Annotated in this window: 21 protein-coding genes, 1 tRNA gene and 1 riboswitch; of the genes, 14 read left to right on the forward strand and 8 right to left on the reverse strand. The window is 62.4% G+C overall.

Annotation, left to right across the window (positions count from 1 at the left end):
• Nucleotides 1-225: 225 nt before the first annotated feature.
• Both AMK00_RS02665 and AMK00_RS02670 read left to right on the forward strand, forming a co-directional pair.
• Nucleotides 226-1,125, forward strand: a complete 900-nt coding sequence (locus tag AMK00_RS02665; RefSeq protein WP_064800534.1) for a GntR family transcriptional regulator — start codon at nucleotides 226-228, stop codon at nucleotides 1,123-1,125.
• Nucleotides 1,126-1,217: 92 nt separating this feature from the next.
• Entirely contained in the window at nucleotides 1,218-3,167 is a 1,950-nt protein-coding gene (locus AMK00_RS02670) for an ABC transporter ATP-binding protein/permease (protein WP_064809511.1), read from the forward strand.
• A gap of 225 nt (nucleotides 3,168-3,392) precedes the next feature.
• On the opposite strand, the gene AMK00_RS02675 is transcribed toward AMK00_RS02670, so the two are convergent.
• Both AMK00_RS02675 and AMK00_RS02680 read right to left on the reverse strand, forming a co-directional pair.
• Nucleotides 3,393-4,883, reverse strand: a complete 1,491-nt coding sequence (locus AMK00_RS02675) for an MDR family MFS transporter (protein WP_064809513.1) — start codon at nucleotides 4,881-4,883, stop codon at nucleotides 3,393-3,395.
• A gap of 230 nt (nucleotides 4,884-5,113) precedes the next feature.
• The gene (locus AMK00_RS02680) at nucleotides 5,114-5,470 is read right to left on the reverse strand and encodes a hypothetical protein (protein WP_064809518.1); all 357 of its coding nucleotides are present in this window, start codon (nucleotides 5,468-5,470) and stop codon (nucleotides 5,114-5,116) included.
• Nucleotides 5,471-5,699: 229 nt separating this feature from the next.
• Here AMK00_RS02680 and AMK00_RS02685 point away from each other — a divergent pair, with 229 nt between their 5' ends.
• A complete protein-coding gene (locus AMK00_RS02685) occupies nucleotides 5,700-6,836 on the forward strand; it encodes an acyltransferase family protein (protein ID WP_064809520.1) in 1,137 nt (378 codons plus the stop codon).
• Nucleotides 6,837-7,055: 219 nt separating this feature from the next.
• Here the strand turns inward: AMK00_RS02685 and AMK00_RS02690 are convergent.
• Both AMK00_RS02690 and AMK00_RS02695 read right to left on the reverse strand, forming a co-directional pair.
• Nucleotides 7,056-7,131 (reverse strand) — tRNA-Thr (locus AMK00_RS02690).
• Nucleotides 7,132-7,249: 118 nt separating this feature from the next.
• The gene (locus AMK00_RS02695) at nucleotides 7,250-8,209 is read right to left on the reverse strand and encodes an NAD(P)H-dependent flavin oxidoreductase (protein ID WP_064809522.1); all 960 of its coding nucleotides are present in this window, start codon (nucleotides 8,207-8,209) and stop codon (nucleotides 7,250-7,252) included.
• A 286-nt stretch (nucleotides 8,210-8,495) separates the two neighbouring features.
• Between AMK00_RS02695 and AMK00_RS02700 the strand changes: the two genes are divergently transcribed.
• The gene (locus tag AMK00_RS02700; protein ID WP_064809523.1) at nucleotides 8,496-9,692 is read left to right on the forward strand and encodes a hypothetical protein; all 1,197 of its coding nucleotides are present in this window, start codon (nucleotides 8,496-8,498) and stop codon (nucleotides 9,690-9,692) included.
• A gap of 13 nt (nucleotides 9,693-9,705) precedes the next feature.
• On the opposite strand, the gene ppk2 is transcribed toward AMK00_RS02700, so the two are convergent.
• A complete protein-coding gene (ppk2, locus tag AMK00_RS02705; protein WP_064809524.1) occupies nucleotides 9,706-10,587 on the reverse strand; it encodes a polyphosphate kinase 2 in 882 nt (293 codons plus the stop codon).
• Between the two features lie 242 nt (nucleotides 10,588-10,829).
• Here ppk2 and phoR point away from each other — a divergent pair, with 242 nt between their 5' ends.
• The 7 genes from phoR (at nucleotide 10,830) to phoB (ending at nucleotide 19,044) form a co-directional block, all read left to right on the forward strand.
• Entirely contained in the window at nucleotides 10,830-12,050 is a 1,221-nt protein-coding gene (phoR, locus tag AMK00_RS02710; protein ID WP_064805877.1) for a phosphate regulon sensor histidine kinase PhoR, read from the forward strand.
• Between the two features lie 559 nt (nucleotides 12,051-12,609).
• Nucleotides 12,610-13,644, forward strand: a complete 1,035-nt coding sequence (locus AMK00_RS02715) for a substrate-binding domain-containing protein (RefSeq protein WP_064800553.1) — start codon at nucleotides 12,610-12,612, stop codon at nucleotides 13,642-13,644.
• A 167-nt stretch (nucleotides 13,645-13,811) separates the two neighbouring features.
• On the forward strand, nucleotides 13,812-15,293 hold the full coding sequence (pstC, locus tag AMK00_RS02720) for a phosphate ABC transporter permease subunit PstC (protein ID WP_064809525.1): 1,482 nt from the start codon (nucleotides 13,812-13,814) through the stop codon (nucleotides 15,291-15,293).
• Nucleotides 15,290-16,612 carry a phosphate ABC transporter permease PstA gene (gene pstA / locus AMK00_RS02725; RefSeq protein ID WP_064800555.1) on the forward strand — a complete coding sequence of 441 codons (1,323 nt, stop codon included), beginning with the start codon at nucleotides 15,290-15,292 and terminating at the stop codon, nucleotides 16,610-16,612. Before pstC ends, pstA begins: the two co-directional genes overlap by 4 nt.
• A gap of 14 nt (nucleotides 16,613-16,626) precedes the next feature.
• The gene (pstB, locus tag AMK00_RS02730; RefSeq protein ID WP_064800556.1) at nucleotides 16,627-17,442 is read left to right on the forward strand and encodes a phosphate ABC transporter ATP-binding protein PstB; all 816 of its coding nucleotides are present in this window, start codon (nucleotides 16,627-16,629) and stop codon (nucleotides 17,440-17,442) included.
• A 44-nt stretch (nucleotides 17,443-17,486) separates the two neighbouring features.
• Nucleotides 17,487-18,200 carry a phosphate signaling complex protein PhoU gene (gene phoU, locus AMK00_RS02735; RefSeq protein WP_004672769.1) on the forward strand — a complete coding sequence of 238 codons (714 nt, stop codon included), beginning with the start codon at nucleotides 17,487-17,489 and terminating at the stop codon, nucleotides 18,198-18,200.
• 160 nt (nucleotides 18,201-18,360) lie between these two features.
• The gene (gene phoB / locus AMK00_RS02740; protein WP_004672768.1) at nucleotides 18,361-19,044 is read left to right on the forward strand and encodes a phosphate regulon transcriptional regulator PhoB; all 684 of its coding nucleotides are present in this window, start codon (nucleotides 18,361-18,363) and stop codon (nucleotides 19,042-19,044) included.
• Between the two features lie 360 nt (nucleotides 19,045-19,404).
• Here the strand turns inward: phoB and AMK00_RS02745 are convergent, their stop codons facing one another.
• A complete protein-coding gene (locus AMK00_RS02745; RefSeq protein WP_064800557.1) occupies nucleotides 19,405-19,938 on the reverse strand; it encodes a GcrA family cell cycle regulator in 534 nt (177 codons plus the stop codon).
• 424 nt (nucleotides 19,939-20,362) lie between these two features.
• Here AMK00_RS02745 and AMK00_RS02750 point away from each other — a divergent pair, with 424 nt between their 5' ends.
• From AMK00_RS02750 to AMK00_RS02760, 3 genes are all read left to right on the forward strand, one after another.
• Entirely contained in the window at nucleotides 20,363-21,562 is a 1,200-nt protein-coding gene (locus AMK00_RS02750) for an aspartate aminotransferase family protein (RefSeq protein ID WP_064800558.1), read from the forward strand.
• A gap of 37 nt (nucleotides 21,563-21,599) precedes the next feature.
• On the forward strand, nucleotides 21,600-22,514 hold the full coding sequence (gene argF, locus AMK00_RS02755) for an ornithine carbamoyltransferase (protein WP_004677055.1): 915 nt from the start codon (nucleotides 21,600-21,602) through the stop codon (nucleotides 22,512-22,514).
• Nucleotides 22,515-22,603: 89 nt separating this feature from the next.
• The gene (locus AMK00_RS02760) at nucleotides 22,604-23,596 is read left to right on the forward strand and encodes an Hsp33 family molecular chaperone (RefSeq protein ID WP_064800559.1); all 993 of its coding nucleotides are present in this window, start codon (nucleotides 22,604-22,606) and stop codon (nucleotides 23,594-23,596) included.
• 200 nt (nucleotides 23,597-23,796) lie between these two features.
• Here AMK00_RS02760 and apaG read toward each other — a convergent pair whose 3' ends face one another.
• Both apaG and AMK00_RS02770 read right to left on the reverse strand, forming a co-directional pair.
• The gene (gene apaG, locus AMK00_RS02765; RefSeq protein WP_011423893.1) at nucleotides 23,797-24,189 is read right to left on the reverse strand and encodes a Co2+/Mg2+ efflux protein ApaG; all 393 of its coding nucleotides are present in this window, start codon (nucleotides 24,187-24,189) and stop codon (nucleotides 23,797-23,799) included.
• 223 nt (nucleotides 24,190-24,412) lie between these two features.
• Nucleotides 24,413-25,597, reverse strand: a complete 1,185-nt coding sequence (locus AMK00_RS02770; protein WP_064800560.1) for an O-succinylhomoserine sulfhydrylase — start codon at nucleotides 25,595-25,597, stop codon at nucleotides 24,413-24,415.
• A gap of 42 nt (nucleotides 25,598-25,639) precedes the next feature.
• A riboswitch (SAM riboswitch) is annotated at nucleotides 25,640-25,718 on the reverse strand.
• Between the last annotated feature and the right edge of the window lie 42 nt (nucleotides 25,719-25,760).

Here is a 25,760-nt window from a genome sequence, read left to right on the forward strand (position 1 = left end):
TGAAGGAAACGCTTGCTGCATCGGCGAATGCGATTGATTTTGTTTTTTATCTACAATAAACATTTTCAAGTCAACGGGAATATTGATCCTGTGGACGAGGGAGGCAACGCGCCGCAGACGATCGGAAATACGCTAATGGTTTTTTCAACAAGCTCCGGTCGGGCGCCGTTTCGCTGTTGAAGCGGAACGGAAATCCCGGCACGCGGGCGGAAAGCGGGGGATCTGATGGCAAGGCAGAATACGGTCTTCAAGGAAGCCTACAACAGGTATGCCGCGGCCCTGCGCACGGATACGGCGCTGCCGTCGGAACCGGAGATCGCCGCCCAGCTCGGCGTCAGCCGTTCCACCGCGCGCGCCATCCTCACCCGCCTCAGCGACGAAGGCATCATCCGCTGGAACAAACGTCAGAAGATCGTGCTGCGCGAGCCCACCGACCGCGACCTCTTTCCCTCCGAAGAGACGGATTCGCTGCATGACATCATCGAGCGCAGCTTCATGCGGCGCATCCTTGCCGACGATGCCGCGCCCGGCATGCAGATCAATGAGCTGGAGCTTGCCCGCGAGATCGGCACCGGCACGACGAGCGTGCGCGAATTTCTGATCCGCTTCTCCCGCTTCGGACTGATTGAAAAGCGGCCGAACAGCCATTGGACGCTGAAGGGTTTTACGCGCGAATTCGCGCTCGAGCTTGCCGATGTCCGCGAAATGTTTGAGCTGCATTCGGCTGCCGAGTTCGGCCGGCTTCCCAAGGACAATCAAGCGTGGATCGATCTTGCCGCCATGCGCGAGGAGCATCTTTCCATGCTTGCCGACATCAACCAGCGTTTCAAGGACTTCTCCGTCCTCGACGAGCGCTTCCACCTGCTGATCCACCGCGCTTCGAAGAACCGCTTCATCGCCGATTTCTACGACGCGATCGCCATCATCTTCCACTATCACTACCAGTGGAACAAGACCGCCGCCCGCGAGCGCAACGAGCGCGCCATCCACGAACATCTGGATTATATCGCCGCACTGGAATCCGGCGACCAGGCAGCGATCGGCAAAGCCTGCCGCGTCCACCTGCGCTCCGCTCGCCAGACCCTGCTGCAGTCTCTGCCGCAGACTATGAGCGACAACGCCTGAGCCGCCTATGCCGGCAGACGTCATCTTCATGCGCGCGCCACGTCGGCGCCGGCGCCATGAAACCTTCTGATTTGTAAGCCGTTATCGTGCTTATGACCGACGTTAAAATCAAACCGAAATCGGTCGACGGCACCGAGCAGGGCGGTGCCGAGAAGTCGCGCCAGGAGAAGGCATCGACTGTCGAGGTCGCGCCGCCGCCAGATGTCATCGAACCAAGTCAGAAGCTCACGCCCGAGGAGGCCGAGCAGGCGCGCAAGCGATATTTACTGAGGCGTTTCTGGATCAGCGCCCGCCGTTACTGGGGCCGCAGCGGCGACAGGTTTGCCTGGCCGTGCTCGATCGGTCTGTTGATGATGATCTGCATGAATGTCGGCTTCCAGTATGGGATCAATCGCTGGAACCGCGGTATCTTCGACGCTATAGAGCGACACGACGCCGGCACCGTCTATTATCTCAGCGCCGTCTTCGTGCCGCTTGTGCTCGGAAGCGTCGCGCTTGTCACCGCGCAAGTCTATGTTCGCATGATGATCCAGCGCCGCTGGCGCTCCTGGCTGACGAAGGCGGTGATCACGCGCTGGCTGGCCAACGGTCGTTATTATCAGCTGAACCTCATCGGCGGCGACCACAAGAATCCTGAGGCGCGCCTCTCGGAGGATTTGCGGATCGCCACCGAAGCGCCGGTCGATTTCATCGCCGGCGTCATCGCCGCCTTTCTGTCGGCCTCGACCTTCATCGTCGTGCTGTGGACGATCGGCGGAGCGCTCACGCTGCCGGTCGCCGGGTCGACCATCACCATCCCCGGTTTTCTCGTCGTCACCGCGGTTCTCTATGCCGTGATCACCTCAACCGTGATCGCGGTCATCGGCCGCCATTTCGTCCAGGTCTCGGAGGTCAAGAACCAGGTGGAGGCCGAGCTTCGCTACACGTTGACCCGTGTGCGCGAAAACGGCGAGAGCATCGCCCTGCTCGGCGGCGAGGAAGAGGAGCGTAGCGACCTCGACAAGACATTTTCCAATGTGCTGAAGCAATGGGCGCTGCTTGCGCGCCAGCACATGCGAACGACCTTCGTTTCGCACGGGTCGATGCTGATTGCTCCTGTTGTGCCGCTCCTGCTATGCGCGCCGAAATTTCTCGCCGGCGGCATGACGCTTGGCGAGGTCATGCAGGCTGCCTCCGCCTTCGCCATCGTTCAGACGGCGTTCGGATGGCTGGTCGACAACTACCCGCGTCTTGCCGACTGGAACGCCTGCGCGCGACGCGTCGCCTCGCTGATGATGTCGCTCGACGGGCTCGAGCGCGCCGAACAGAGCGACGTTCTGGGACGCATCAGGCACGGTGAAACCAAGGACGATACGATCCTGAATTTGAACGATCTCGCAGTGTCTCTCGACGACGGCACCGCGGTGGTCAAGGAAACCCAGGTCGAGATCGCGCCGGGCGAGCGGGTGCTGGTGGCAGGCGAATCCGGCTCGGGCAAGAGCACGCTGGTGCGCGCCATCGCCGGTCTTTGGCCCTGGGGTCACGGCAGCGTCGATTTCCACGGTGACCGGCGCTTGTTCATGTTGCCGCAGCGGCCCTATATCCCCTCCGGCACGCTTCGCCGCGCAGTCGCCTACCCCCGCGCCGCCGACAGCTGGACGCCGGAGGAAATCAAGGCCGCCCTTGCCAAGGTGGGGCTGGATTATCTGAGCGAGAAAATCGAGGAAGAGGCGCCATGGGACCAGATCCTGTCGGGCGGCGAAAAGCAGCGGCTCGCCTTCGCACGGCTGCTGCTGCATACCCCCGATATCATCGTGCTCGACGAAGCGACCTCGGCACTCGACGAGAAGAGCCAGGACAGGATGATGGAGATGGTGATCGACGAATTGCCGGCGGCGACCATCATCAGCGTGGCACATCGCGCCGAGCTGGAAGCCTTCCACAGCCGCAAGATCACGTTGGAACGGCGGGAGGGCGGCGCAAAGCTCGTCAGCGATATCGATCTCGTCCCGCGCAAGGGAAGACGAAACTTGATCCTGCGCGTTTTGGACAACCGCCGCTAAGGCGATCCCACGAAAGGCGCGAAGCGGCTTTTCCGTAGGTGCTTGGATACCCGCGACGTCATCCTCGGCCTTGTGCCGAGGATCTGCACGCGTCCAATTAAGTATCTGAAAATAAATGAGTCATGCCAAGCAATTGCGGTGCTCTGATGCTCGGCACAAGGCCGAGCATGACGGAGGAGACGTTGTCAACAAACTGCCAGGCGCTTCCCCTGAGGAGCAACCTTATCAATGCGAGGCCGCCTCGCTTGCCACCGCCGGCTCTTCGCGCGTCTGGCGGTGGCCGACCGGGATCAGCCAGGTGGTGAAGAAGGTCAGCACCGCGACGACGACCACGCCCAAGAAGCTCCAGTGCAGCGCGGCGTCGAAGATGCTGCGGATCGCCGGATCGGCGGCGAGGGCCGAGAGCCCGGTCGGCTGGTTCAGCGCCTTATGAAGGGCTGCCGCCGTTTCGCCGCTCGCATAATGGCCGATGCCGGCATTGAGAATGGCGCCGAGCACGGTCGCGCCGAGCGTATTGCCCAGGCTGCGGGCGAAGATGATCGAGGCCGTCGCGCTGCCGCGCATCGACCATTCGACGCTGTCCTGCACCAGCACGATGCTCGTCAGGCTGATCAGGCCCATGCCGAAGCCCATGAAAAAGGAGCCGGCGCCGGCAAGAACCGGCGAGCTTTCAGGCGTCAGGAACAACAGGAAGCAGGCGCCGAACGGAAACATCAGGCTGCCGACGCGCAGCGTGCGGCGAATGCCGAACGCCCGGTAAAAGCGGCTGGAGAGCATCACCGCCAGGGGCCAGCCGACGATGAGCATGGTCAGCGTGAATCCGGCGACGATCGGGGTGCGACCGAGCACGCCCTGCACATAGATCGGCAGGATGGTGGAAAGCCCGATCAGCGCCATGCCGGCAAGCAGGGTGGCGGCATTGCTGGTCGCGATCAGCCGGCGGCTCCAGAGGGCGATCGAAATGATCGGCTCCGCCGCCCGCCTCTCCTGGGCGAGGAAGAACAACCCCGAGACCACGAAGACGGCGAAAAGCGACAACAGGATCCAGGCGCTCGCATCGGTTTCCGTCAGCATGACCAGCAGGGCGACGATCGAAATCGAAAACAGCACGGATCCGAGATAATCGATCCTCGCCTGCTTGTGCGCGACCTCCTCCTTCAGGAAAATCATGAAGGCGATGATCGAGATGATGCCGATCGGCAGGTTGATCCAGAAGATCCACGCCCAGGAAAAGGCGTCGACGATGATGCCGCCGGCAAGCGGCCCGACGACGGCCGACGTCGCCCAGACCGTCGCCATCGCCCCCTGCACACGGCCGCGTTCCTCAAGCCTGAAGAGGTCGCCGATGATCGTCATCGTCACCGGCTGGATCGCGCCGGCGCCGAGCCCCTGCAGCAGCCGGAACAGCACCAGCGACATCATCGACCAGGCAAAGCCGCAGAGCAAAGAGCCGGCGAGGAAGATCAGGATGCCGCCGATCAACACCGGCTTGCGTCCGAAAATATCCGAAAGCTTGCCGTAGATGACCGTCGTCGTCGACTGCGCCAGCAGGAAGGCCGAAAATACCCAGCTGTAATAGGAAAAGCCGCCGAGCTGCCCGACAATGCGCGGCATTGCGGTCGCCACGATCGTCGCCTCGATGGCGACCATGAATGTCGCCACCATGATGGTCGCGACGACAAGCACACGGTTCGAGCGATGCGCTGCATTCGACATGACGGTCCTCTTCGGGTGCTCCGCGGACGCCGGAGATATCGGCAGGCTGGCTGGGTGTGGCGATTGCCATGTGCGGAGGGATGGCTGTTCTTGTACGACCGGAACGCCGGCCGGTAAAGCAATTCTCATGGGCCGCCGTCATTTTGCGCGACGTCAGCGGCGGAAATGAAGGTTCGGCGCCATCACGGCCGGGCCTTCATTCTGTCGGCAGGCGGGCGGGGCGCCATTTCTCACCGCTGGCATGCCTCGCTCATCGAACTGCTGCCGTCGGTGCAGCCCGGGGTCTGCTGGAGATCCGGATTGACGCCGCCCGGATTGATCGTGCTGCGGCCGCTGTTGAGATCGACGCCGCCATTGCCGGTGGTGCTGCCTGTCGTGCCGGGATCGGTGCCGATGGAACCGCTGCCGGTCGACCCCGTACCGACGGAGCCGGTACCAGCCGAACCCGAGCCTGTATTGCCCGAGCCGCCGATAATGGGCGCCACCGAAAGCCGCCCGCTGGAATTCGCCCCACCGGCCGTCTGGGCCAGGGCCGAGCCGGCAAGACCGAGCGAAAGGAGGGATATCGCGATGAGTTTGCAGGACATGGTCTTCTCCATCCTTGTTGTCTCAAGGGGGAAACCTGCTCGGGAGCGGCATGTTCCGTCCGATATTTCGCGTCGAAAGGACGCAACGGACCGCCTGACGCCACCCGGCCTTCATCGGCTGTCGACCCGCGCAAGTTGTGCCGCAGCGCATTAAAATCCGCTCAACACTATCCGGTTGCCGTCGAAGATGCTAACCCTGCCCGCGGATACGAATGGATAGAGGTATCTCATGGACGCGATGAAAGGCGGCAGACGCATCGAATGTCTGGATGGTTTGCGTGGTTTGGCGGCGCTATGGGTGCTGATCGGCCATGCGCATATCCTGACGGGATTCAAGGTGCCGATTATCGGAGATCCGGAGCTCGGGGTCGACCTGTTCATCATGCTCTCCGGCTTCCTGATGGTGTTTCACTATCAGCGGCGGAAGGGCAGGGAGCCATGGGAGAGCCCGCAAACATGGGCGGTCTTCTGGGCGCGTCGCTTCTTCCGCATCGCACCGCTCTATTACCTCATGCTGGTGATTGCGCTCATCGCCGGGTCCGAGATTTATCAGGCAAGGATGGTCATCGATGCGTTCAACGGCAATCCGCCGCAAGCCGCATCCCGCTATCTGGACGATAGCCTGACCAATTACCTGATGCATCTCTCCTTCCTGTTCGGCTTGTCCCCGGCTCACGCCTTCCGTACGGCGCTGCCCGATTGGAGCATCGGCCTGGAAATGCAGTTCTATGCGGCTTTGCCCTTCATCATGATCGTTCTCGGGCGGCTGGGCTGGCTGAAGGGCATGCTCGTCACCGTCGGCCTGGCGGTCATTGCCGCCTGGGTGGTCCATCATCTGGGCTTTCGCTTCCCGATGCCGTCGTTTCTGCCGATGAAAATGCACATCTTCGCCGCCGGCATGCTGCTGGCGGGCGCATTGTGGATGTCGCAGGGCAGAGCTTACCTCGCTTTCGCGATTTCGGCTCTGCTGGTCCTCATCCCTCTCGGCGGCGACGTGACTGTGCTGCACGAAACTGTGCGCGTGGGGATCGTGGTGCTGTTCTTTGTCCTGGTGCACGCGGATCGTTTCCCGGGTTCCGCCGGCCATTATTCGCGCTCGGTCAATTCGGTGCTCGGCAACACCTTCTTCCGAAACCTCGGGGAACTTTCGTTCGGGGCCTATCTCATTCACCTGCTCATCATGCAGCCGGTGATCGCTTGGCTGATCGGCAATACCGACCTCAGCAATCCCGCTCGCTGGCTGGTGACGTTGATCGTCACCATCCCTGTCGTCTATGTCTTGTCCTTCATGGGCTACAAATTCATCGAGCTGCCCGGTCAGTCGGTCGGCAGGCGTCTGACACAACAGAGGCAGGTGGCGGCCTAGAACCGGCGCGATTCTCACCGTATGGCTTGTCCACGTGCCTCCCGCGGCTGCGCCGCTACATCCGGCCGCGGCTGAGGAAGGGAGCAGCCCGACCGTGTGAGAGTACAAGCCACCATTTGTTGGAACTTGCCCGCAGCGCGGCCAAACGCAGCTAAAGGTGAAGGCGGGATATTAAAAGACGCTTATAATGGAGGTTGTTGGCATGCGATGGAAGAAAAATGGTGCCGCTTACGTGACTCGAACACGTGACCCCATCATTACGAATGATGTGCTCTACCGACTGAGCTAAAGCGGCATTTGGCGGCCGAAGCGTGCGGCCTGCGATTTGCATGGCGCTGATACAGGCATTGTCTGAAGATTTCAAGCACCCTGTCATGCCTTTGGCAAAAAAGAGGGCAGGGTGTGGAAGACCCTCAGAGCGCGAGCCGCGTGCGGGCGGCCTTGTATTCGGCCTCCAGCCGGTCGACGACATTGGCCACCGGCTCCACCGCCTTGACGGCGCCGATGCCCTGGCCGCTGCCCCATATGTCCTTCCAGGCCTTGGCGCCGCCGGTGGCTTGCTCGAAATCCATCTTCGAGGGGTCGGCGACGGGCAGGTTGTCGGGGTCCATGCCGGCGGCGATGATCGAGGGCTTGAGATAGTTGCCGTGCACGCCGGTGAAATAGTTGGAGTAGACGATGTCGCTGGCTGCCCCTTCGACGATCGCCTGCTTGTAGGCGGGCGCGGCGCGCGCTTCCTCTGTTGCGATGAAGGGCGAGCCGATATAGGCCATGTCGGCGCCCATCGCTTGCGCCGCCAGAATGGCGCCGCCGGTCGCGATCGCGCCGGCAAGCAGCAGCGGCCCTTCGAACCATTCGCGGATTTCCTGGACGAGCGCGAAGGGCGACAGCGTGCCGGCATGGCCGCCGGCGCCCGAGGCCACCGCAATCAGCCCGTCCGCGCCCTTGCGGATCGCCGAATGGGCGTGGCGGTTATTGATAATGTCGTGCAGCACGATGCCGCCATAGGAATGCACGGCGGCGTTGACTTCGGGCACCGCACCGAGGGAAGAGATGACGATCGGCACCTTGTATTTGACGCAGAGCGTAAGATCATGCTCCAGCCGCTTGTTCGACATGTGGACGATCTGGTTGACGGCAAATGGTGCTGCCGGCCTTTCCGGATGGCCGGCATCGTGGCGGGCGAGTTCCTCGGTGATCTCGGCCAGCCATTCGTCGAGCTGGCTTTCCGGTCGGGCATTCAGCGCCGGAAAGGCGCCGATGACGCCCGCCTTGCATTGCGCCAGGGTCAGCGCCGGATGCGAGATGATGAAGAGCGGCGAGCCGATCACCGGCAGTCTGAGTTTGTCCTTGAGGATCGGGGGCAGGGCCATAGTTCACCGCTCGCATTGACGTTTACGAAAACGTCAATCTCATAACAGAGAAGAAAAGCCGATAAAAGAGCAGCCGCCATGCCTTCGTCGATTTCGACCCGATATATCAGCTGCGCATGAAGAAAAGGGCAAGGCCCGGAAGCCGTGAAAGCTGGCGATTGTCGCCGCCGATCAACGGCTAACGGGGCTGCAAGGCTTGCGGTTTGCCGCGCTTGCCGCTACCGAATTTTTATAGAGAACGGCAGGGACGGCAGTTCGATGCCGGGTTCGAAGTGAAGGACTTGACGTGAGCGGATTAGAAACGGCCATCAGAACAGCGCTCGAAAATGCCGATCGCGACAATCCGGAGGTTCGAGCGAGGATCTACCAATCGGCCCGCCAGGCGCTGGAAGCCGGCCTGCGCAAGCAGGATATCACCGATGCCGAGGCCGTGGCCCATCATCGCCATCGCCTGGAAACCACCATCCACGCCATCGAAAGCGAGGAGCGAGACCGTCTTCACCCGCGCCAGAGACCGCCGGAAGTGCCGGTGCCGCCTGTTGTCGATATGCCGCCGCCCGCTCACCGAGGGGATGTGGCCGATATCGACAGCCTGATCGACAGCCCGGTGGCGGCCGGCGAAATCCGTGCTCCCGAAGTGATCATGCACCGCAGCGACGAGTCGAGGCTCGACGATGTGCATGCGAGCACTGCCGATCATCTCTCCGCCGCCCCGGTTGGCGACGAGCGGCTGCAGCGCGGCCAGCGCGCCGCCAACATGGATTTCCGTCCGGAGCGGGCGGCCGGCCGCCGCAAGCCGCGCAAGTTCTTTTCGAGGCTTCTCGTCTGGTGCGTGCTGCTCGCCTTCATCGGCATCGGCGCCTGGTGGGCCTATACGTCGGGCCTGCTCCTGACGGCGGTCGAGCGCGACACCAGCGTCGCCAATCCGCCGGCCAGCACCCAGCCGGAGGATTTCACCGGCAACGACGACAGCGCCGGCAATGCCGCCACCCATACCGATCAGCCGGTAACCATCGATCCGCAGAACAGTTTTTCGGCCGATTGGATCCCGGTGTTCAAGCCCGACGAGACCGACAAGATCAAGAGCGGCCCGCAGGCGCGCACCGAAAACATCACCGAGAATGACGGCCCTGCCGTGCGCCTGATTTCCGAAAGCGGTGCGGCTGACGGCAATATTTCGGTCAGTGTTCCCGCCTCTGTGCTGCAGCAGCTTGCCGGCAAATCCTCGACCATCGCGCTGACGCTGCAATCGACCACCGACGAGCCGACGCAGGTGACAGTCGAATGCGATTTCCAGTCGCTGGGCAATTGCGCCCGCCATCGCTTCAGCGTCACGCGCGAGAAGTCGGATGCGCTGCTGCAGGTGAAGTTCGACCGCTCGCTCGCCCCGAATTCGCCGGGCACCCTTGTGATCAACAGCGATCTCGACGGCAAGGCGCGCGGCATCAACCTCTTCGCCATCCGCATCCTGCCGGGGCAGTGACGCGGCAGGCGATCTATTTCAGGAAGCCGGGGCCCGAGCCGATGATCTCCTTATCGATCTCGCCGAGCGCCGCTTTATCCTTGCCGTCATAGTCCATCCTGTTGAGCATGTGACGAATGAGCTGCAGACGCGCACGCCGCTTGTCGTTGGCGCGGATGACAGTCCATGGCGCGAAATCGCTATGGGTTTCCCTCAGCATGCGGTCGCGTTTTTCGCTGTAATCGGCCCATTTCGTCAACGCCGCGACATCCATCGACGACAGCTTCCAGACTTTCAGCGGATCGTGCCTGCGATCGTGGAAACGCTTGAGCTGCATCTCGCGGCCGATATCGAGATAGAATTTGAAGAAGAAGATCCCCTCATGGGCAATGATCTTTTCGAGCTGCGGCGCCTGTTTGAGGAAGCCTTCATATTGCTGCGGCGTGCAGAAACCCATGACCGGCTCGACGCCGGCGCGGTTGTACCAGGAGCGGTCGAACAGCACGAATTCGCCTGCGGTCGGGAACTGTGCGACATAACGCTGGAAATACCATTGCCCCTGCTCGCGCTCGGTCGGCTTGGCGAGCGCGACGACGCGGGCAAGGCGCGGGTTCATATGTGCGGAGGAGGCCGAGATCGCGCCGCCCTTGCCTGCCGCGTCGCGCCCCTCGAACAGCGCCATCACCCGCTTGCCGGTCGCCTGCAGCCAGAACTGCACCTTGACGAGTTCGACCTGCAGTTTTGTGAGCTGCTCCAGATAATCCTCCTCGTTGAGTTTCTTCTTGTAGGGAAATTCGCCGGATTCCAGCGCGTGGTCGTCCACCCAGTCCGGCAGGACCGGATCGTCGACGTCGAAGATGCGCTTCTTGCCGCGGATATCGAGCTCCACGGCCCTGCTTTCGACAGCCTCGCCCATATGCTCCTCCTGCGCTGGTGGTCCTCTGGCCGCAGGCGAACATATTTGCCGTTGAAAATCAAATCTTTCGCTTTTGGCCGGTGATTTTTCTTGAAGCTTGCGCTGCAGTCTTTCGCTTGAGCGGCGCCAGCCGAAAACTTCTGTCATGAATTGCCGCTATCAGGCAGAGTTCAATATAAAGAAAAACGAATCGACGCCGCGAGGCCCAGTTGCAAGACGAAACCCCCTGGAGAAAAAGCCTGCTGGCGCGCATCCGGCGTGAACGGCCGGTACTGCTTGCGGCCATCCTCAGCGCGCTAGCCGCCCTTGCCGCCGGGATGAACAAGTGGGTCGTGCTCGTTCTCCTGCTCGTCATGATCTTGACCGCGCTGTTCAATGAGGCGCCGGTCCTCAAGGCGGAACCCGTCGAGCCGGTGGAGGCGGGGCCGGAAACGCCGCCGAGCCGCCTGCCTGAGATTTCCGCCACGCTCGCCGGCCTCGATATTCCCGTCATGGTGCTGTCGGACGACGCTTCGGTGCTGTTCCAGAACCGCGCCGCCGAAAAGGCCTTCGGCGAGGTGGCGCTCGGCGCCCACATATCGGCCCGGCTGCGCTCGCCCGGCGTGCTCGATATGGTGCGCGAAACCATCGCCACCAATGCGCCGAACCAGATCGAGCATGCCGAGCGGCTGCCGTCCGAGCGCGTCTATATCGTCCGCAGCGCGCCTGTCGAATTCCGGGCCGACGGAGAGCCGGAGCGGTTTTTCATCCTGTCCTTCCGCGATATATCGGAGGTCCGCCGCATCGACCGCATGCGCTCGGATTTCGTCGCCAATGCCAGCCATGAGCTGCGCACGCCGCTTGCCTCGCTGCGCGGCTTCATCGAGACCATCCAGGGGCCGGCGAGGAACGATCAGAAGGCGCAGGCACAGTTCCTGGGCATCATGCTTGATCAGGCCACCCGCATGAGCCGGCTGGTCGACGACCTCTTGTCGCTCTCCCGCCTGGAGCTGAAATCGCACATCGCGCCGGATGAAAAGGTCGATCTGGTGCCGCTGCTCGGCCATGTCCGCGACTCGCTGGTGCCGCTGGCCAGAGATGTCGGCGTCGACATCAACCTGCATCTGCCCGATGGCAAGGTCGAGGTGCTGGGAGACCGCGACGAGCTTGTCCAGGTTTTCGAGAACCTGATGGAGAATGCCTGCAAATACGGCCAGGAAGGCAAGATCGTCGATGTCTGGCTGAAGAACGGCGCCGGCGGGCCGGTGGAGGTCAGCATCGTTGACAAGGGGCCGGGCATTCCGGCCGAGCACGTGCCGCGTCTGACGGAACGCTTCTATCGCGTCAGCATCGAGGACAGCCGCTCGAAAAAAGGCACCGGCCTCGGCCTCGCCATCGTCAAACACATCCTGACCCGCCACCGCGCCCGGCTGATAGTCAAGTCCGAAGTCGGCAAGGGGACCGATTTTACGGTGCGCTTCTGATATTTGTTGTCCCTTCCGGACGAGGATCGAACGGTTGCGGCATGTCCCTTCTCCCCTCGGGGAGAAGGTGGCCCGAAGGGTCGGATGAGGGGGCCACACCGACATCCTTTTTAAGTAATTCACCTATTCAACACGCCGATGGTCGAGACGATGTTGGCGCAGTCTAAACTCGCATGAGGCTCATTGGAAGGATCTGCGTCACTGGCCCCCTCATCCGCCCTACGGGCACCTTCTCCCCGCTGGGGAGAAGAGGGAGTCGAGAGGTCGCGGCGCACCCCTTTCGCCTTTGTTGCGGGCATCCAGCAACCAACGGGCTATCTGTGAAGGTTTTACAACGTTAAGTCGCTCTGCGGTCCGAGCTTTTCCATCCGCCGACGTAATCAGTCGGATCCTGTATAATTTATCATTTAAAGACAACAACTTAACCTGTCACAAATGTTTCACCGATTTGACATAAAAGGACGGTGCTTACAGCGCTAAGAGAGTCCCGCCGATGAAAAATGGCACTGCGGGGGCCTCTTTAGGCCGCACTCACACAAGCCCAATGCGGGAGATTTTAATGAACACCTTCAAGCTCACCGTTGCCGCGCTCGCTGCAACTGCTGCTTTCGCTGGCGCAGCCGTCGCCCGCGACCAGATCCAGATCGCTGGTTCGTCCACCGTCCTGCCTTACGCCAAGATCGTTGCCGAGTCCTTCGGCGAGACCTTCACCAACTTCAAGACGCCGGTCGTCGAATCCGGCGGCACGGGCGCTGGTCTGAAGGAATTCTGCAAGGGCGTTGGTGAAGACACCATCGACATCGCAAACGCTTCGCGTCCGATCAACAAGAACGAAGCCGAAGCCTGCAAGGCTGCCGGCGTGACCGACATCCAGGAAGTCAAGATCGGTTATGACGGCATCGTCTTCGCAACCGACTCGTCCAACCCCGATGTCGCTTACGTTCCGGCCGACATCTACAAGGCTCTTGCAGCCCAGGTCGTCGTCGACGGCAAGCTCGTCGCCAACCCCTACAAGAAGTGGTCGGAAGTCAACCCGAAGCTCCCGGCTGTTGATATCGCTGCCTACATTCCGGGCGAAAAGCACGGCACCCGCGAAGTCTTCGAACAGAACGTTCTCGCCGCCGGCTGCAAGGCTTCCGGCGCCCTCGACGTCATCGCCAAGGAAATCTCCGACAAGGCTGCCCAGGGCAAGGCTTGCGTCGCAGTCCGCAAGGACGGCGCTGCCGTCGACATCGACGGCGACTATCCGGAAACCCTGGCTCGCATCGCCGCCAACAAGACCGGCGTCGGCGTATTCGGCCTTTCCTTCTATGAAAACAACGCCGACAAGCTGAAGGTCGCCAGCGTGAACGGTATCGTTCCGTCCACCGAAACGATCGCCAACGGCACCTATCCGGTTTCCCGCCCGCTGTTCTTCTACGTCAAGAAGGCACATCTCGGCGCCGTTCCGGGCCTGAAGGAATATGTCAACTTCTTCGTATCCGACCAGATGATCGGCCCCGACGGCCCGCTGGCTGAATACGGCCTCGTTGCCGCTCCGGATGCCGAGCGCGATGCGATCCGCAAGGACGTCGAAGCCGGTAAGGCTATGTAATGACTTTGCCGGCGCGGTGCTTCAAACACCGCGCCGGCATCGTTTATGTCCCTGCGTGCCGGTCTTTCCGCTGCAGGGTTGAATTCCTTCTCCATGATTGGAAGCCGAAGGCAGGCTGTTGAAGCCGCCGCGCTTTTTTGGGGGCCACGGGCCTGGGGACGTAACGAATGAGCACATCCGTCATACTTCTGTGCCTTGTGGTGATCGGCGCCGCCGCCTATCTGGTCGCGCGCAGCCGTGCCACGGCCCTTGCCGGAGGCAGGTCCTCCGCACTGCATTCCCGGCCGGCCTATTACGGCGCCTATGCCGCGATCTGGGCCGTTCTTCCGGCCCTCATCGTTCTCTGCGTCTGGCTCTCGGTCAGCCCCGGTATCATTCAGTCCTCGGTGCGCGGCACTTTCCCCGCCGACGTCAAGGCCCAGGCCGCAGTCGAGCAGGATCTGAGCTATTCGATGGTGGCGACGATCGCGCGCGGCCTGACGATGCTGACTTCCGACGAAGCCGCCGCGGTCGCAAACGATCCGGCCGCCCTGCAGGCCAAACTCAGTGAGAAGGGTGTGCCGCTCGCCGGCCAGCCGCAGCCTTACATGGTCGAGGCCGCCAAGAAACTCAACGCCATGAGCCTGACGAGCCGCATGGCCATGACCGCGGTCGTCTTCATTCTGGCCGTTGCCGGCGCCTTCTACGCGCTGCGTGCCATTGCGCCCCGCTTCCGCGCCCGCAATCGCGTCGAGCGCGTCATGCTCTGGGGCTTGCTGCTCGCCTCCTCGATCGCCATCCTGACGACCGTCGGCATCGTGCTGTCGATGCTGTCGGAAGCCACGCGCTTCTTTGCCGTCGTTCCCGCCGGCGAGTTCTTCTTCGGCACGGTCTGGGATCCGCGCTTTGCCGGCGCCGGCAGCTCCTCCTTCGGCCAGTTCGGCCTGATCCCGCTGTTGCTCGGCACGCTCTACATCGGCTTGGTCGCCATGCTGGTCGCAGTGCCGGTTGGGCTCTTTGCCGCCATCTACATGGCCGAGTACGCCTCGCCGAAGCTGCGCGGGGTCGCCAAGCCGCTTCTCGAAGTGCTGGCCGGCATTCCGACGATCGTCTACGGCTTCTTCGCCCTCGTCACCGTCGGTCCGTTCCTGCGCGATTTCTCGGCGCAGATCAGCGGCCTGCTCTCCGGCAACTATTCGAACTTCATCCAGGCGCAGAGTGTTCTGACGGCCGGCATCGTCATGGGCATCATGCTGATCCCCTACGTCTCCTCGCTGTCGGACGACATCATCACCGCCGTGCCGCGGGCCCTGCGTGACGGTTCGCTCGGTCTCGGCGCCACACGCTCCGAAACCATCAAGAAGGTGGTGCTGCCGGCAGCCCTTCCCGGCATCGTCGGCGCGCTGCTGATGACCGCCTCGCGCGCCATCGGCGAAACCATGATCGTCGTGCTGGCCGCCGGTGTCGCCGCCCGCATTCAGATCAACCCCTTCGAGCCGATGACGACGGTGACCGTCAAGATTGTCAACCAGCTGACGGGCGACCTCGAGTTCACCTCGCCGCAGACGCTGGTTGCCTTTGCCCTCGGCATCACCCTGTTCTGCATCACGCTTTGCCTCAATATCTACGCGCTCTACATCGTGCGCAAATACCGGGAGCAGTACGAATGACGGATATTGTTTCTCCCACCCAAGGTGTTACCGTTTCCAAGGCGCCCGCCCGCCGCGATATCGGCATCAAGCGCCGCTACGCCGCCGAGCGCCGCTTCCAGGCCTATGGCATCGCCGCTATCACCTTCGGTCTCGTCTTCCTCTTCATTCTGCTGTGGACGGTGATCGGCAAGGGCTACACCGCTTTCCAGCAGACGGCGATCACCCTGCCGATCGAATTCTCCGAGAAGACGATCGACCCCAGCAACAAGCGTGCGACCGACCCTTCGGTGCTGATCACCGCCAATTACCCGGTTCTGCTGCGCGACGCGATCGTCAAACAGCTGAATATCAATGCCTCAAGCAAGCCTAACGTGCGCGATGCATCCGCCATGCTTTCCAAGAGTGCGCCGATCCAGCTGCGCGACATGGTCGTCGCCGATCCCTCGCTGATCGGCAAGACGGTCAATGTCTCGCTGCTCGCCGACGCCAATATCGACAGCGCCAACAAGGGCCAGATCGATCTCACCGTCGATGAGAAGAACCGCAAGGTCAACGATAAGCAGGTGACCTGGATGAACCAGCTGAAGGCGAGCGGCGCTCTCCAGAAGCAGTTCAATACCGGCTTGTTCGTCAACGGCAACTCCAGCCGTCCGGAGGCTGCCGGCCTCGGCGTCGCCCTGATCGGCTCGCTCTACCTGATGCTGATCGTGCTGGCGCTGTCGCTGCCGATCGGGGTTGCCGCCTCGATCTATCTCGAGGAGTTCGCGCCGAAGAACAGGCTGACGGACCTGATCGAGGTCAACATCAACAACCTCGCCGCCGTCCCGTCGATCGTCTACGGTCTGCTCGGCCTTTCCGTCTTCATCAACTTCATCGGCCTGCCGCGCTCGGCCTCGCTGGTCGGCGGCCTGGTGCTGACGCTGATGACCCTGCCGACGATCATCATCGCCACCCGCGCCGCACTGCGCGCCGTGCCACCGTCGATCCGCGCCGCAGCCCTCGGCCTCGGCGCCTCGAAGATGCAGATGGTGTTCCACCATGTCCTGCCGCTCGCCATGCCCGGCATCCTCACCGGCACGATCATCGGGCTGGCGCATGCGCTCGGCGAAACCGCGCCGCTGCTCCTGATCGGCATGGTCGCCTTCGTCGCCAATGCGCCGACGACGCCGCTCGATCCCTCGACGGCCCTGCCGGTCCAGGTCTATATGTGGGCGAACGAGGCCGAACGTGCCTTCGTGGAACGTACTTCGGGTGCCATCATCGTCCTGCTCCTGTTCCTGATCGTCATGAACATGGGCGCCATCCTCTTGCGTCGTCGCTTCGAGCGCCGCTGGTAAACGGAGTAGATATCATGAACATGCTGACGGAAGCTGCAGTTGAAAAGGCGCTGGATCAGAAGATGAGCAACGTCCCGTATAAAATGATCGGACAGGATGTCTCCGTATACTACGGCGAGAAGCGTGCGCTTTTCGACGTGAACCTGAACATCCGCGAAAACACCGTAACCGCCCTGATCGGCCCCTCGGGCTGCGGCAAGTCGACTTTCCTGCGAAGCCTCAACCGCATGAACGACACGATCGAGGGGTGCCGCGTCACCGGCAAGATCACGCTCGACAGCGACGACATCTATGATCCGGATATCGACGTCGTCGAACTTCGCGCTCGCGTCGGCATGGTTTTCCAGAAGCCGAACCCGTTCCCGAAGTCGATCTACGAAAACGTCTCCTACGGACCGCGCATCCATGGCCTCGCCAAGTCGAAGGCCGATCTCGACCAGATCGTCGAGACCAGCCTGCAGCGCGCCGGCCTCTGGAACGAGGTCAAGGACCGCGTGCACGAGTCCGGCACCGGCCTCTCCGGCGGTCAGCAGCAGCGCCTGTGCATCGCCCGCGCCGTTGCCGTCAGCCCTGAGGTCATCCTGATGGACGAACCCTGCTCGGCGCTCGACCCGATCGCCACCGCCAAGGTCGAGGAACTGATCCACGAGCTGCGCGAGAACTACACGATCGTCATCGTCACCCACTCCATGCAGCAGGCCGCGCGTGTCTCGCAGCGCACCGCCATGTTCCACCTCGGCAACCTCGTCGAGGAGAACGACACCGACAAGATGTTCACCAACCCGGACGATCCGCGCACCCAGGACTACATCATGGGTCGCTTCGGCTGATTGCGGCAATCCGAAGCCTTCCCGTTATTCGAGGACAAAGCCCCATGGCATCGACACATATTTATTCTGCCTATGATGATGATCTGAAGTTCCTCTCCAGGCGGATTTCCGAAATGGGCGGCCTGGCCGAGCAGATGGTCGCCGAATCCGTCCGGGCGCTGGTCAACGGCGATACGGCGCTGGCGCAGAAGGTCATCTCCGACGATGTGATCCTCGATCACACCGAGCGCGAGATCGGCGACAAGGCGATCGTCACCATCGCCCGCCGCCAGCCGATGGCCGCCGACCTGCGCGAAATCATGGGTTCGATCCGCATCGCCGCCGACCTCGAACGCGTCGGCGACCTCGGCAAGAACACCGCCAAGCGCGTCATCGCCGTGCAGAGCACCGGCGTTCCGCGCAAGCTCGCCCGCGGTCTCGAGCACCTGTCCGAGCTGGCGCTCGTCCAGCTCAAGGAAGTGCTCGACGTCTATACGACGCGCGCCGCCGACAAGGCGACCGCCATCCGCGAGCGCGACAACGAGATCGATGCGATGTACACCTCGCTGTTCCGCGAGCTCTTGACCTACATGATGGAAGATCCGCGCAACATCACGAGCTGCACGCATCTGCTCTTCTGCGCCAAGAACATCGAGCGCATCGGCGACCATGCCACCAACATCGCCGAGACGATCTACTACATGGCGACGGGCGCCCAGCCGGAAGGCGATCGTCCGAAGGATGACAGCGCCAACACCGTCGGCGCCGCGACGGAATAATCGTTCCGAACGAGCCGCCCGAGCCCGCCGCCCGGACCAGTCACTTGCGTGCGCGCCCGTTCGGGGCGCGCAAAGAGGTCGCAGCCAATTTCTGAATTTGCGCAGGACGCCTGGTTAAATCGTCCCGGTTTAAGGCTTGTGCGCGAGGAGACGGACACGCATGATCCCGAGAGTCGCAGTTGTTGAAGACGAGGAAGCGCTCAGCGTGCTCCTTCGCTATAATCTCGAAGCGGAAGGCTTTGAAGTCGATACCATCCTGCGCGGCGACGAGGCCGAAATCAGGCTTCAGGAGCGCACGCCCGATCTCCTCATCCTCGACTGGATGTTGCCCGGCGTCTCCGGCATCGAACTCTGCCGGCGCCTGCGCATGCGGCCGGAAACCGAGCGGCTGCCGATCATCATGCTGACGGCGCGCGGCGAGGAGAGCGAGCGGGTGCGCGGACTGTCCACCGGCGCCGACGATTATGTCGTCAAGCCCTTCTCGACCCCCGAACTCGTCGCCCGCGTCAAGGCGATGCTGCGTCGGGCCCGTCCCGAGGTGCTGTCCTCGGTGTTGAAATGCGGCGATATCGAACTCGACCGCGAAACCCATCGCGTTCATCGCAAGAGCCGCGAAGTCCGCCTCGGCCCGACCGAATTCCGCCTGTTGGAATTCCTGATGTCGTCGCCGGGCCGCGTCTTCTCGCGCTCGCAGCTGCTCGACGGCGTCTGGGGCCACGACATCTATGTCGATGAACGCACCGTCGACGTCCATGTCGGCCGCCTGCGCAAGGCGCTGAATTTCTCCAACATGCAGGACGTCATCCGCACCGTCCGCGGCGCCGGCTATTCGATGGAGGCCTGAGGCTGAGGGAGTGTGTGGTCGGCGTTCCCGCCGGTGCAGCCTTTCCCAGGCCCTTCATTGCACCGGCGCGGCGTATGAGCGGGCACCACCTCACCTCTGTCATCCAGGCACCACCTCTCCTCTCCGTCATCCCAGGGCTTGACCCTGGGATCCATGCGGCTGGCGCTGCGGGAGGAGCGATGGCATTCAAATGCAGGGAAATTATCGAAGCCGAGTGCCTGGTCGTGGATCCCAGGGTCAAGCCCTGGGATGACGGAATGCGTGGTCGGCTTTGCTGCCAAACACAAAGGTCGCTTCCCCACTCTAATCACAAAAAACGGGCTGCTCGGCCCGTTTCTCACTCTCGACGATGTCGCCCGCTCAGCTGACGCGCGCTGCCGCCCGGCGGCGTTCGTTGATCGGCTGATAGGCAAGCTTCTGATGATAGCTGCAATAGGGCGAATTGTCAGGGGATTCGCAGCCGCAGAAGTGGAAATCGTCCTTCAGCGGATCGCCGACCGGCCATTTGCAGGTGCGTTCGGTCAGTTCCGTCAGGCCGAGGCGGCGGGAAATCGGCACGACCACGTTGCCCTTCGGCACGTATTCCATTTCCTCGACCGTTTCGATCTCGATCTCTTCCTTCAGCATCGTTGCGCCCTGCTGGCGGGTAACGGTGCGGGTGGTGATCCGGGAGGCGTAGTTCGGCGCGCGCGGCGCCGATGTCTGGCGCTTCGGCGTGCGCGCCGCCGTCGCCGTGCCGCCGGCCTTGGCACGACCCGGCAGGTTCAGCCGGTGCACCTTGCCGATAACGGCGTTTCGGCTCACGCCGCCAAGCTGCGCAGCAATCTGGCTGGCGCTCAGTCCCTCGGCCCAAAGCTTCTTGAGTTTCTCGACCCGCTCGTCTGTCCAGTTCATGCCCTGTCTCCACCGTTTGCGTTGGTGATGGCAGAATCCCTCACCGTTGTCCCGGAAGCCTCCGAAACAAGAAACGCTTGATCAATTTTGGTGACTAGTTCCGCCGCATGCAGTCTAGTAATTGAACTTTAACCTAGTGTGAGGCTGACTCCGTGACAAGAGTCGCGGGAATCCGGATGAATCGAATTTCAAGTTTTCCCCAACTTGCTTCCTCTGCGTGTCATTTCTGCAATAATGCCTGTTGAAGGCCGAAAGTGCCCCTGTACAAGCTTGCTGCATACGCTAAGGCCGCAGTTTTGTTGACATTGCAGCGCGAAAAGGAAATAGTACCGCTCGCCGCCGAAAGGCGGCATTTTTGATTTTTCGGACCTGGTTTCGTTAGCCGGAGTCCGTGCAGGACAACACTGAACGGGAGACCCGCGCCATGGCTGAAGCCGCGCCGCTTTATGACACCTATTCTCGCGCCCCGCTGCGGTTCGAGCGAGGCGAGGGCGTATGGCTGATCACCGAGAGCGGCGAGCGTTATCTCGATTTCGGCGCCGGTGTCGCCGTCACCTCCGTCGGCCACGGCAACCCGCATGTGGTCGCGGCGCTGAAGGAGCAGGCGGATAAGGTCTGGCACCTCTCCAACATCTATGAGATCCCCGGCCAGGAGCGTCTGGCCAAGCGCCTGACGGACGCCACCTTCGCCGATAAGGTGTTCTTCACCAATTCGGGCGCCGAGGCGCTCGAATGCGCCATCAAGACGGCGCGCCGCTATCAGTTTTCCAAGGGCCATCCCGAGCGCTTCCACATCGTCACCTTCGAAGGCGCCTTCCATGGGCGCACGCTTGCGACGATCGCCGCCGGCGGCCAGGAAAAATATCTCGAAGGCTTCGGCCCCAAGACGCCGGGCTTCGATCAGGTGCCGTTCGGCGACATCGAAGCGGTACGCGCCGCGATCACCGATGCGACGGCGGCAATCCTCATCGAGCCGGTGCAGGGCGAGGGCGGCGTGCGTCCCGCCACGACCGAGTTCATGAAGGCGCTGCGCCAGATCTGCGACGACAAAGGCCTGCTGCTGATCCTCGACGAGGTGCAGACCGGCGTCGGCCGCACCGGCAAGCTCTTCGCCCATGAATGGTCCGGCATCACACCCGACATCATGGCCGTCGCCAAGGGCATCGGCGGCGGTTTCCCGCTCGGCGCCTGCCTTGCGACCGCTGAGGCCGCCTCCGGCATGAAGGCCGGCACCCATGGTTCGACCTATGGCGGCAATCCGCTGGCCATGGCCGTCGGCGGCGCCGTGCTCGATGTCATCCTCGCCGACGGCTTCCTCCAGCATGTGCGCGACGTGGCGCTTGTCTTCCGTCAGGGGCTGGCCTCGTTGAAGGACCGTTATCCCGATGTGATCGAGGATATCAGGGGCGAGGGCCTGCTGCTCGGCGTCAAGGCGGCCGTCACCTCGGCCGAGTTGCTGCAGGCGATCCGCGCCGCGCATCTGCTCGGCGTGCCGGCCGGCGACAATGTTATCCGCCTTCTCCCGCCGCTCGTCGTCACCGCCGAGGAAGCCCGCGAGGGTCTCGCCCGCCTCGAACGCGCCGCCGAGAGCATCCGCGCCGCCAAGATCAAGAAGACGGCTTGAAGGGATTGGCGCTTTCGGGCGCACGACAGGTAAGAACATGGCTCCTAAACATTTCCTCGATCTTTCGGCCGTCACATCGGCCGACCTCAGAACCATCATGAACGACGCGCTCGCCCGCAAGCAGGCCTTCAAGGCCGGCCAGGGCGACAAGCCGCTCGCCGGCAAGATGCTGGCGATGATCTTCGAGAAGCCGTCGACGCGTACCCGCGTCTCTTTCGACGTCGGCATGCGCCAGCTCGGCGGCGAAACCCTGTTCCTGTCGGGTACCGAAATGCAGCTCGGCCGCGCCGAGACGATCGGCGACACCGCCAAGGTTCTGTCGCGTTACGTCGACGCGATCATGATCCGCACCACCGAGCATTCGCGCCTGCTGGAGCTTGCCGAACATGCGACCGTGCCTGTGATCAACGCCCTGACGGACGATACCCATCCCTGCCAGATCATGGCCGATATCATGACCTTCGAGGAGCATCGCGGCCCGATCAAAGGCAAGACCATCGCCTGGACCGGCGACGGCAACAATGTGTTGCATTCGCTGGTCGAAGGCGCCGCGCGTTTCGGCTACCGCATGAACATGGCCGTACCCCTTGGTTCGGAGCCTAAGGATCACTATCTGAACTGGGCCCGCAATGAGGGCGCCGAAATCATGCTCTGCCATGATGCCGACCGTGCGGTCGAAGGCGTCGATTGCGTGGTGACCGATACCTGGGTCTCCATGAATCAGGAACATCGGGCCCGGGGTCATAACGTCTTCCAGCCTTATCAGGTCAATGCGGCCTTGATGGCCAAGGCCGGCAGCGATGCATTGTTCATGCATTGCCTGCCTGCTCATCGCGGTGAGGAAGTGACGGACGAGGTGATCGACGGTCCGCAATCCGTGGTCTTCGATGAGGCGGAAAACCGCCTTCACGCGCAGAAGTCGATTCTTGCTTGGTGCCTGGGCGCGATCTGAACCATAATCGGATGTCGCGCGTGAAAAGCGCGCGACCGCGCGAGCGAAGGGCACGCTGACCCTTTGCTTGAAAACTAGGAGTGAAAGCCATGGCAGAAGCTGCAGCCGCCCTCGGCCAGTTCGATTTCGCCGGCGATGATCATGTCGTCCCCTTTCAGGTGGAGGGTCTGGATGTGCGCGGCCGCGCCGTCCAGCTCGGCCCCATGCTCGATGCCATCCTCGAGCGTCATCATTATCCCGCGCCCGTCGCCCGGCTGCTTGCCGAGGTCGTGGTGCTGACGGTGCTGCTCGGCACCTCGCTGAAGTTCGACGGCAAGTTCACCGTGCAGACCAAGGGCGACGGCCCGGTCGATCTGCTCGTCGCCGATTTCTCGACGCCTGAGAACGTGCGCGCCTATGCCCGTTTCGATCGGGCGCTGCTCGACCAGGCCATTGCATCGGGCGAGACCGAGCCGGAGCAACTGCTCGGCAAGGGCGTGCTCGCCTTCACCATCGATCAGGGCAAGTTCGCTCAGCCCTATCAAGGCATTGTTGCGCTCGACGGCACCTCGCTCGAGGAGATCGCCGGCGTCTATTTCCGCCAGTCGGAGCAGATTCCGACGCGTGTGCGCCTGGCTGCGGCCGAACTCTTCGACCGTGACGACGCCGGCAAGCCGCGCCACCGCTGGCGGGCAGGCGGCCTCGTCGCCCAGTTCCTGCCGGAGGCGCCGGAGCGCATGCGCCAGCCCGATCTCCACGGCGGCGACGGCGACACCGGCGACCGCCCGCATGGTGAGGACGATGCCTGGACCGAAGCCCGCTCGCTGGTCGAGACCATCGACGCCGACGAGCTGACCGATCCGCAGGTCGGCACCGAACGGCTGTTGTTCCGCCTGTTCCACGAGCGCGGCGTGCGCGTCTTCGAGCCCCGCGCCGTCTTCGACCGCTGCAGCTGTTCGCGGGAAAAGATCGGCAACGTGCTGAAGGGTTTCACCGCCGAGGAGATCGAGGCCAGCCAGGAAAACGGCGAGATATCCGTCACCTGCGAATTCTGCTCGACCACCTACCGCTTCGAAGCGACCGAGCTTCAGCCGGCGGAATAATTCTCGGCGGCGCCAAAAACCCCTCCCAACCCCTCCCCACAAGGGGGAGGGGCTTGGATGCCGCCCCCACTGTTTTCCATTTCACCGTCTCCGCAGAGAAGCAGATGTCTGCTGCAGTTGGCGCATTGCGTTAGCCCCTCCCCCTTGTGGCGAGGGGACTTTTTCAGATCTCGGCAATCTCCTGAGTGGGAACTTGCCCCTCAATTCAGCACGCGCAACAGCCCCGGCGAATCCAGCGAGAAGGCGGGGATGTCGACGTCGAACAGCTCGCCTTCATCCGTTTCCATCTGATAGTGGCCGAACATCAGGCCTGAGGGCGTGTCGAGCGGGCAGCCGGAGGAATATTCGTAGGTGTCGCCGGGGCTGAGCCGCGGCTGTTCGCCGACGACGCCGGGGCCGGTCACCTCGTCCACCTGTCCGTTCTGATCGGTGATGTTCCAGTAGCGGTTGACGAGGCGAACGGCGACGCCGGAATTGTTGCTGATGACAATCCGGTAACCCCAGACATAGCGATCGTCCTCCGGATCGGATTGCTCCTCCAGATAGAACGGTTCGACCACGACTTCGATATCTCTTGTGAGGGCGCGATACATGCCTTGCACCATAGTCAAGATATGTTACCCGTATCTTATAAAGAGGCCCTGTCCGTCAAGAAACGGAACGTTGATCAGCGGTCAAATGGTGATGATCGAAGGGTTTTCGGTCGTTAAGCCTAACTGTCAGCGTTAATTTTACTTCGCAACGCCGGCGCGGGTGGACTTGTTCCCGCGGATCGGCGGCCGGCTCCGGACGAAGTCCGGCCGCTATTCCAGTCGATCAGGCCGAGATCTTGGTAAGCGCCCGCGCGAAATCCTCGATCAGGTCGTCCGTGTCCTCTATGCCGGCCGAAAGCCGCACCGTGCCCGGAGAAATGCCGAGTTCGGCCCGCGCCTCTTCCGTCAGGTTCTTGTGCGTGGTCGTTGCCGGATGGGTGATCAGGCTCTTGCTGTCGCCGAGGTTGTTGGAAATCTTGATGATCTCAAGCGCGTTCTGCAGCGCGAAGGCCGCCTCCTTGCCGCCCTTCAGCTCGAAGCAGACGAGCGTCGAGCCGCCGGTCATCTGCTTGGCGATGATTTCGGCCTGCGGGTGATCCTTGCGGCCGGGATAGATCACCTTGGCGACCTTGCCTTGCTCCGCCAGGAAATCGGCGATCTTCGCCGCATTCTCGGTCTGCTGGCGCACGCGCAGCGGCAGTGTCTCGATGCCCTTCAGAAGCGTCCAGGCATTGAACGGCGACATGGCCGGGCCGGTATGACGGAAATAGTCGTGCAGGTTCTCGTCGATCCATGCCTTGTCGGCGAGCACCACGCCGCCGAGGCAGCGGCCCTGGCCGTCAATATGCTTGGTGGCGGAATAGACGACGATATGAGCGCCGAGCTCCAAGGGCTTCTGGAAGAGCGGCGTCGCAAAAACATTGTCGACGATCAGCTTGGCGCCGACCTGGTTGGCGAGCTTGGCGACGCCTGATATATCGACCACTTCGAGCGTCGGGTTGGTCGGGCTTTCCAGGAAGAACACCTTGGTATTCGGGCGGATCGCCTTTTCCCAGTTGGCGAGATCCCGGCCGTCGACCAGCGTGCACTCGACGCCGTATTTCGGCGCCAGCGTTTCCACGACCCAGCGGCAGGAGCCGAACAGGGCGCGGGCGGCGACGATATGGTCGCCTGCCTTCACCTGGCAGAGAACGGCGGCGGCGACGGCCGCCATGCCGGAGGCGGTGGCACGGGCATCTTCGGCGCCTTCCAATGCACACATGCGCTTTTCGAACATGTCATTGGTGGGGCTGCCGTAGCGGGCGTAGATGAAGCCGTCCGTTTCGCCCTTGAAGCGGGCTTCGGCCGCTTCCGACGTGTCATAGACGAAACCCTGGGTGAGATAGATTGCCTCCGACGTTTCGCCATATTGCGAACGCAGCGTGCCGCCATGGACGAGTTGGGTTGCCGGGCGCCAGGTCTTGCTCATGCCATCACCTTCACATAACAAAAAAACCGGCCGCAAAAGCAGACCGGTTTCAACCCGGTCTTTTTAGCCACTTGTTTAACGTGGCTGCAAGCCGACCGGCCAAATCACCACGGGATAATTCTGCAATACTGCTGTTAGCTGCTTGCGTCAATTCCCCGTATTT

The organism is Rhizobium sp. N621, assembly GCF_001664325.1.
Classification (GTDB): domain Bacteria; phylum Pseudomonadota; class Alphaproteobacteria; order Rhizobiales; family Rhizobiaceae; genus Rhizobium; species Rhizobium esperanzae.

Bases quoted from the DNA above. Each gene is read 5' to 3' on its own strand.
- AMK00_RS02665 (WP_064800534.1), top strand. From the start codon at position 226: ATGGCAAGGCAGAATACGGTCTTCAAGGAAGCCTACAACAGGTATGCC.
- AMK00_RS02670 (WP_064809511.1), top strand. From the start codon at position 1,218: ATGACCGACGTTAAAATCAAACCGAAATCGGTCGACGGCACCGAGCAG.
- AMK00_RS02675 (WP_064809513.1), bottom strand. From the start codon at position 4,883: ATGTCGAATGCAGCGCATCGCTCGAACCGTGTGCTTGTCGTCGCGACC.
- AMK00_RS02680 (WP_064809518.1), bottom strand. From the start codon at position 5,470: ATGTCCTGCAAACTCATCGCGATATCCCTCCTTTCGCTCGGTCTTGCC.
- AMK00_RS02685 (WP_064809520.1), top strand. From the start codon at position 5,700: ATGGACGCGATGAAAGGCGGCAGACGCATCGAATGTCTGGATGGTTTG.
- AMK00_RS02695 (WP_064809522.1), bottom strand. From the start codon at position 8,209: ATGGCCCTGCCCCCGATCCTCAAGGACAAACTCAGACTGCCGGTGATC.
- ppk2 (WP_064809524.1), bottom strand. From the start codon at position 10,587: ATGGGCGAGGCTGTCGAAAGCAGGGCCGTGGAGCTCGATATCCGCGGC.
- AMK00_RS02715 (WP_064800553.1), top strand. From the start codon at position 12,610: ATGAACACCTTCAAGCTCACCGTTGCCGCGCTCGCTGCAACTGCTGCT.
- pstC (WP_064809525.1), top strand. From the start codon at position 13,812: ATGAGCACATCCGTCATACTTCTGTGCCTTGTGGTGATCGGCGCCGCC.
- pstA (WP_064800555.1), top strand. From the start codon at position 15,290: ATGACGGATATTGTTTCTCCCACCCAAGGTGTTACCGTTTCCAAGGCG.
- pstB (WP_064800556.1), top strand. From the start codon at position 16,627: ATGAACATGCTGACGGAAGCTGCAGTTGAAAAGGCGCTGGATCAGAAG.
- phoU (WP_004672769.1), top strand. From the start codon at position 17,487: ATGGCATCGACACATATTTATTCTGCCTATGATGATGATCTGAAGTTC.
- phoB (WP_004672768.1), top strand. From the start codon at position 18,361: ATGATCCCGAGAGTCGCAGTTGTTGAAGACGAGGAAGCGCTCAGCGTG.
- AMK00_RS02745 (WP_064800557.1), bottom strand. From the start codon at position 19,938: ATGAACTGGACAGACGAGCGGGTCGAGAAACTCAAGAAGCTTTGGGCC.
- AMK00_RS02750 (WP_064800558.1), top strand. From the start codon at position 20,363: ATGGCTGAAGCCGCGCCGCTTTATGACACCTATTCTCGCGCCCCGCTG.
- argF (WP_004677055.1), top strand. From the start codon at position 21,600: ATGGCTCCTAAACATTTCCTCGATCTTTCGGCCGTCACATCGGCCGAC.
- AMK00_RS02760 (WP_064800559.1), top strand. From the start codon at position 22,604: ATGGCAGAAGCTGCAGCCGCCCTCGGCCAGTTCGATTTCGCCGGCGAT.
- apaG (WP_011423893.1), bottom strand. From the start codon at position 24,189: ATGTATCGCGCCCTCACAAGAGATATCGAAGTCGTGGTCGAACCGTTC.
- AMK00_RS02770 (WP_064800560.1), bottom strand. From the start codon at position 25,597: ATGAGCAAGACCTGGCGCCCGGCAACCCAACTCGTCCATGGCGGCACG.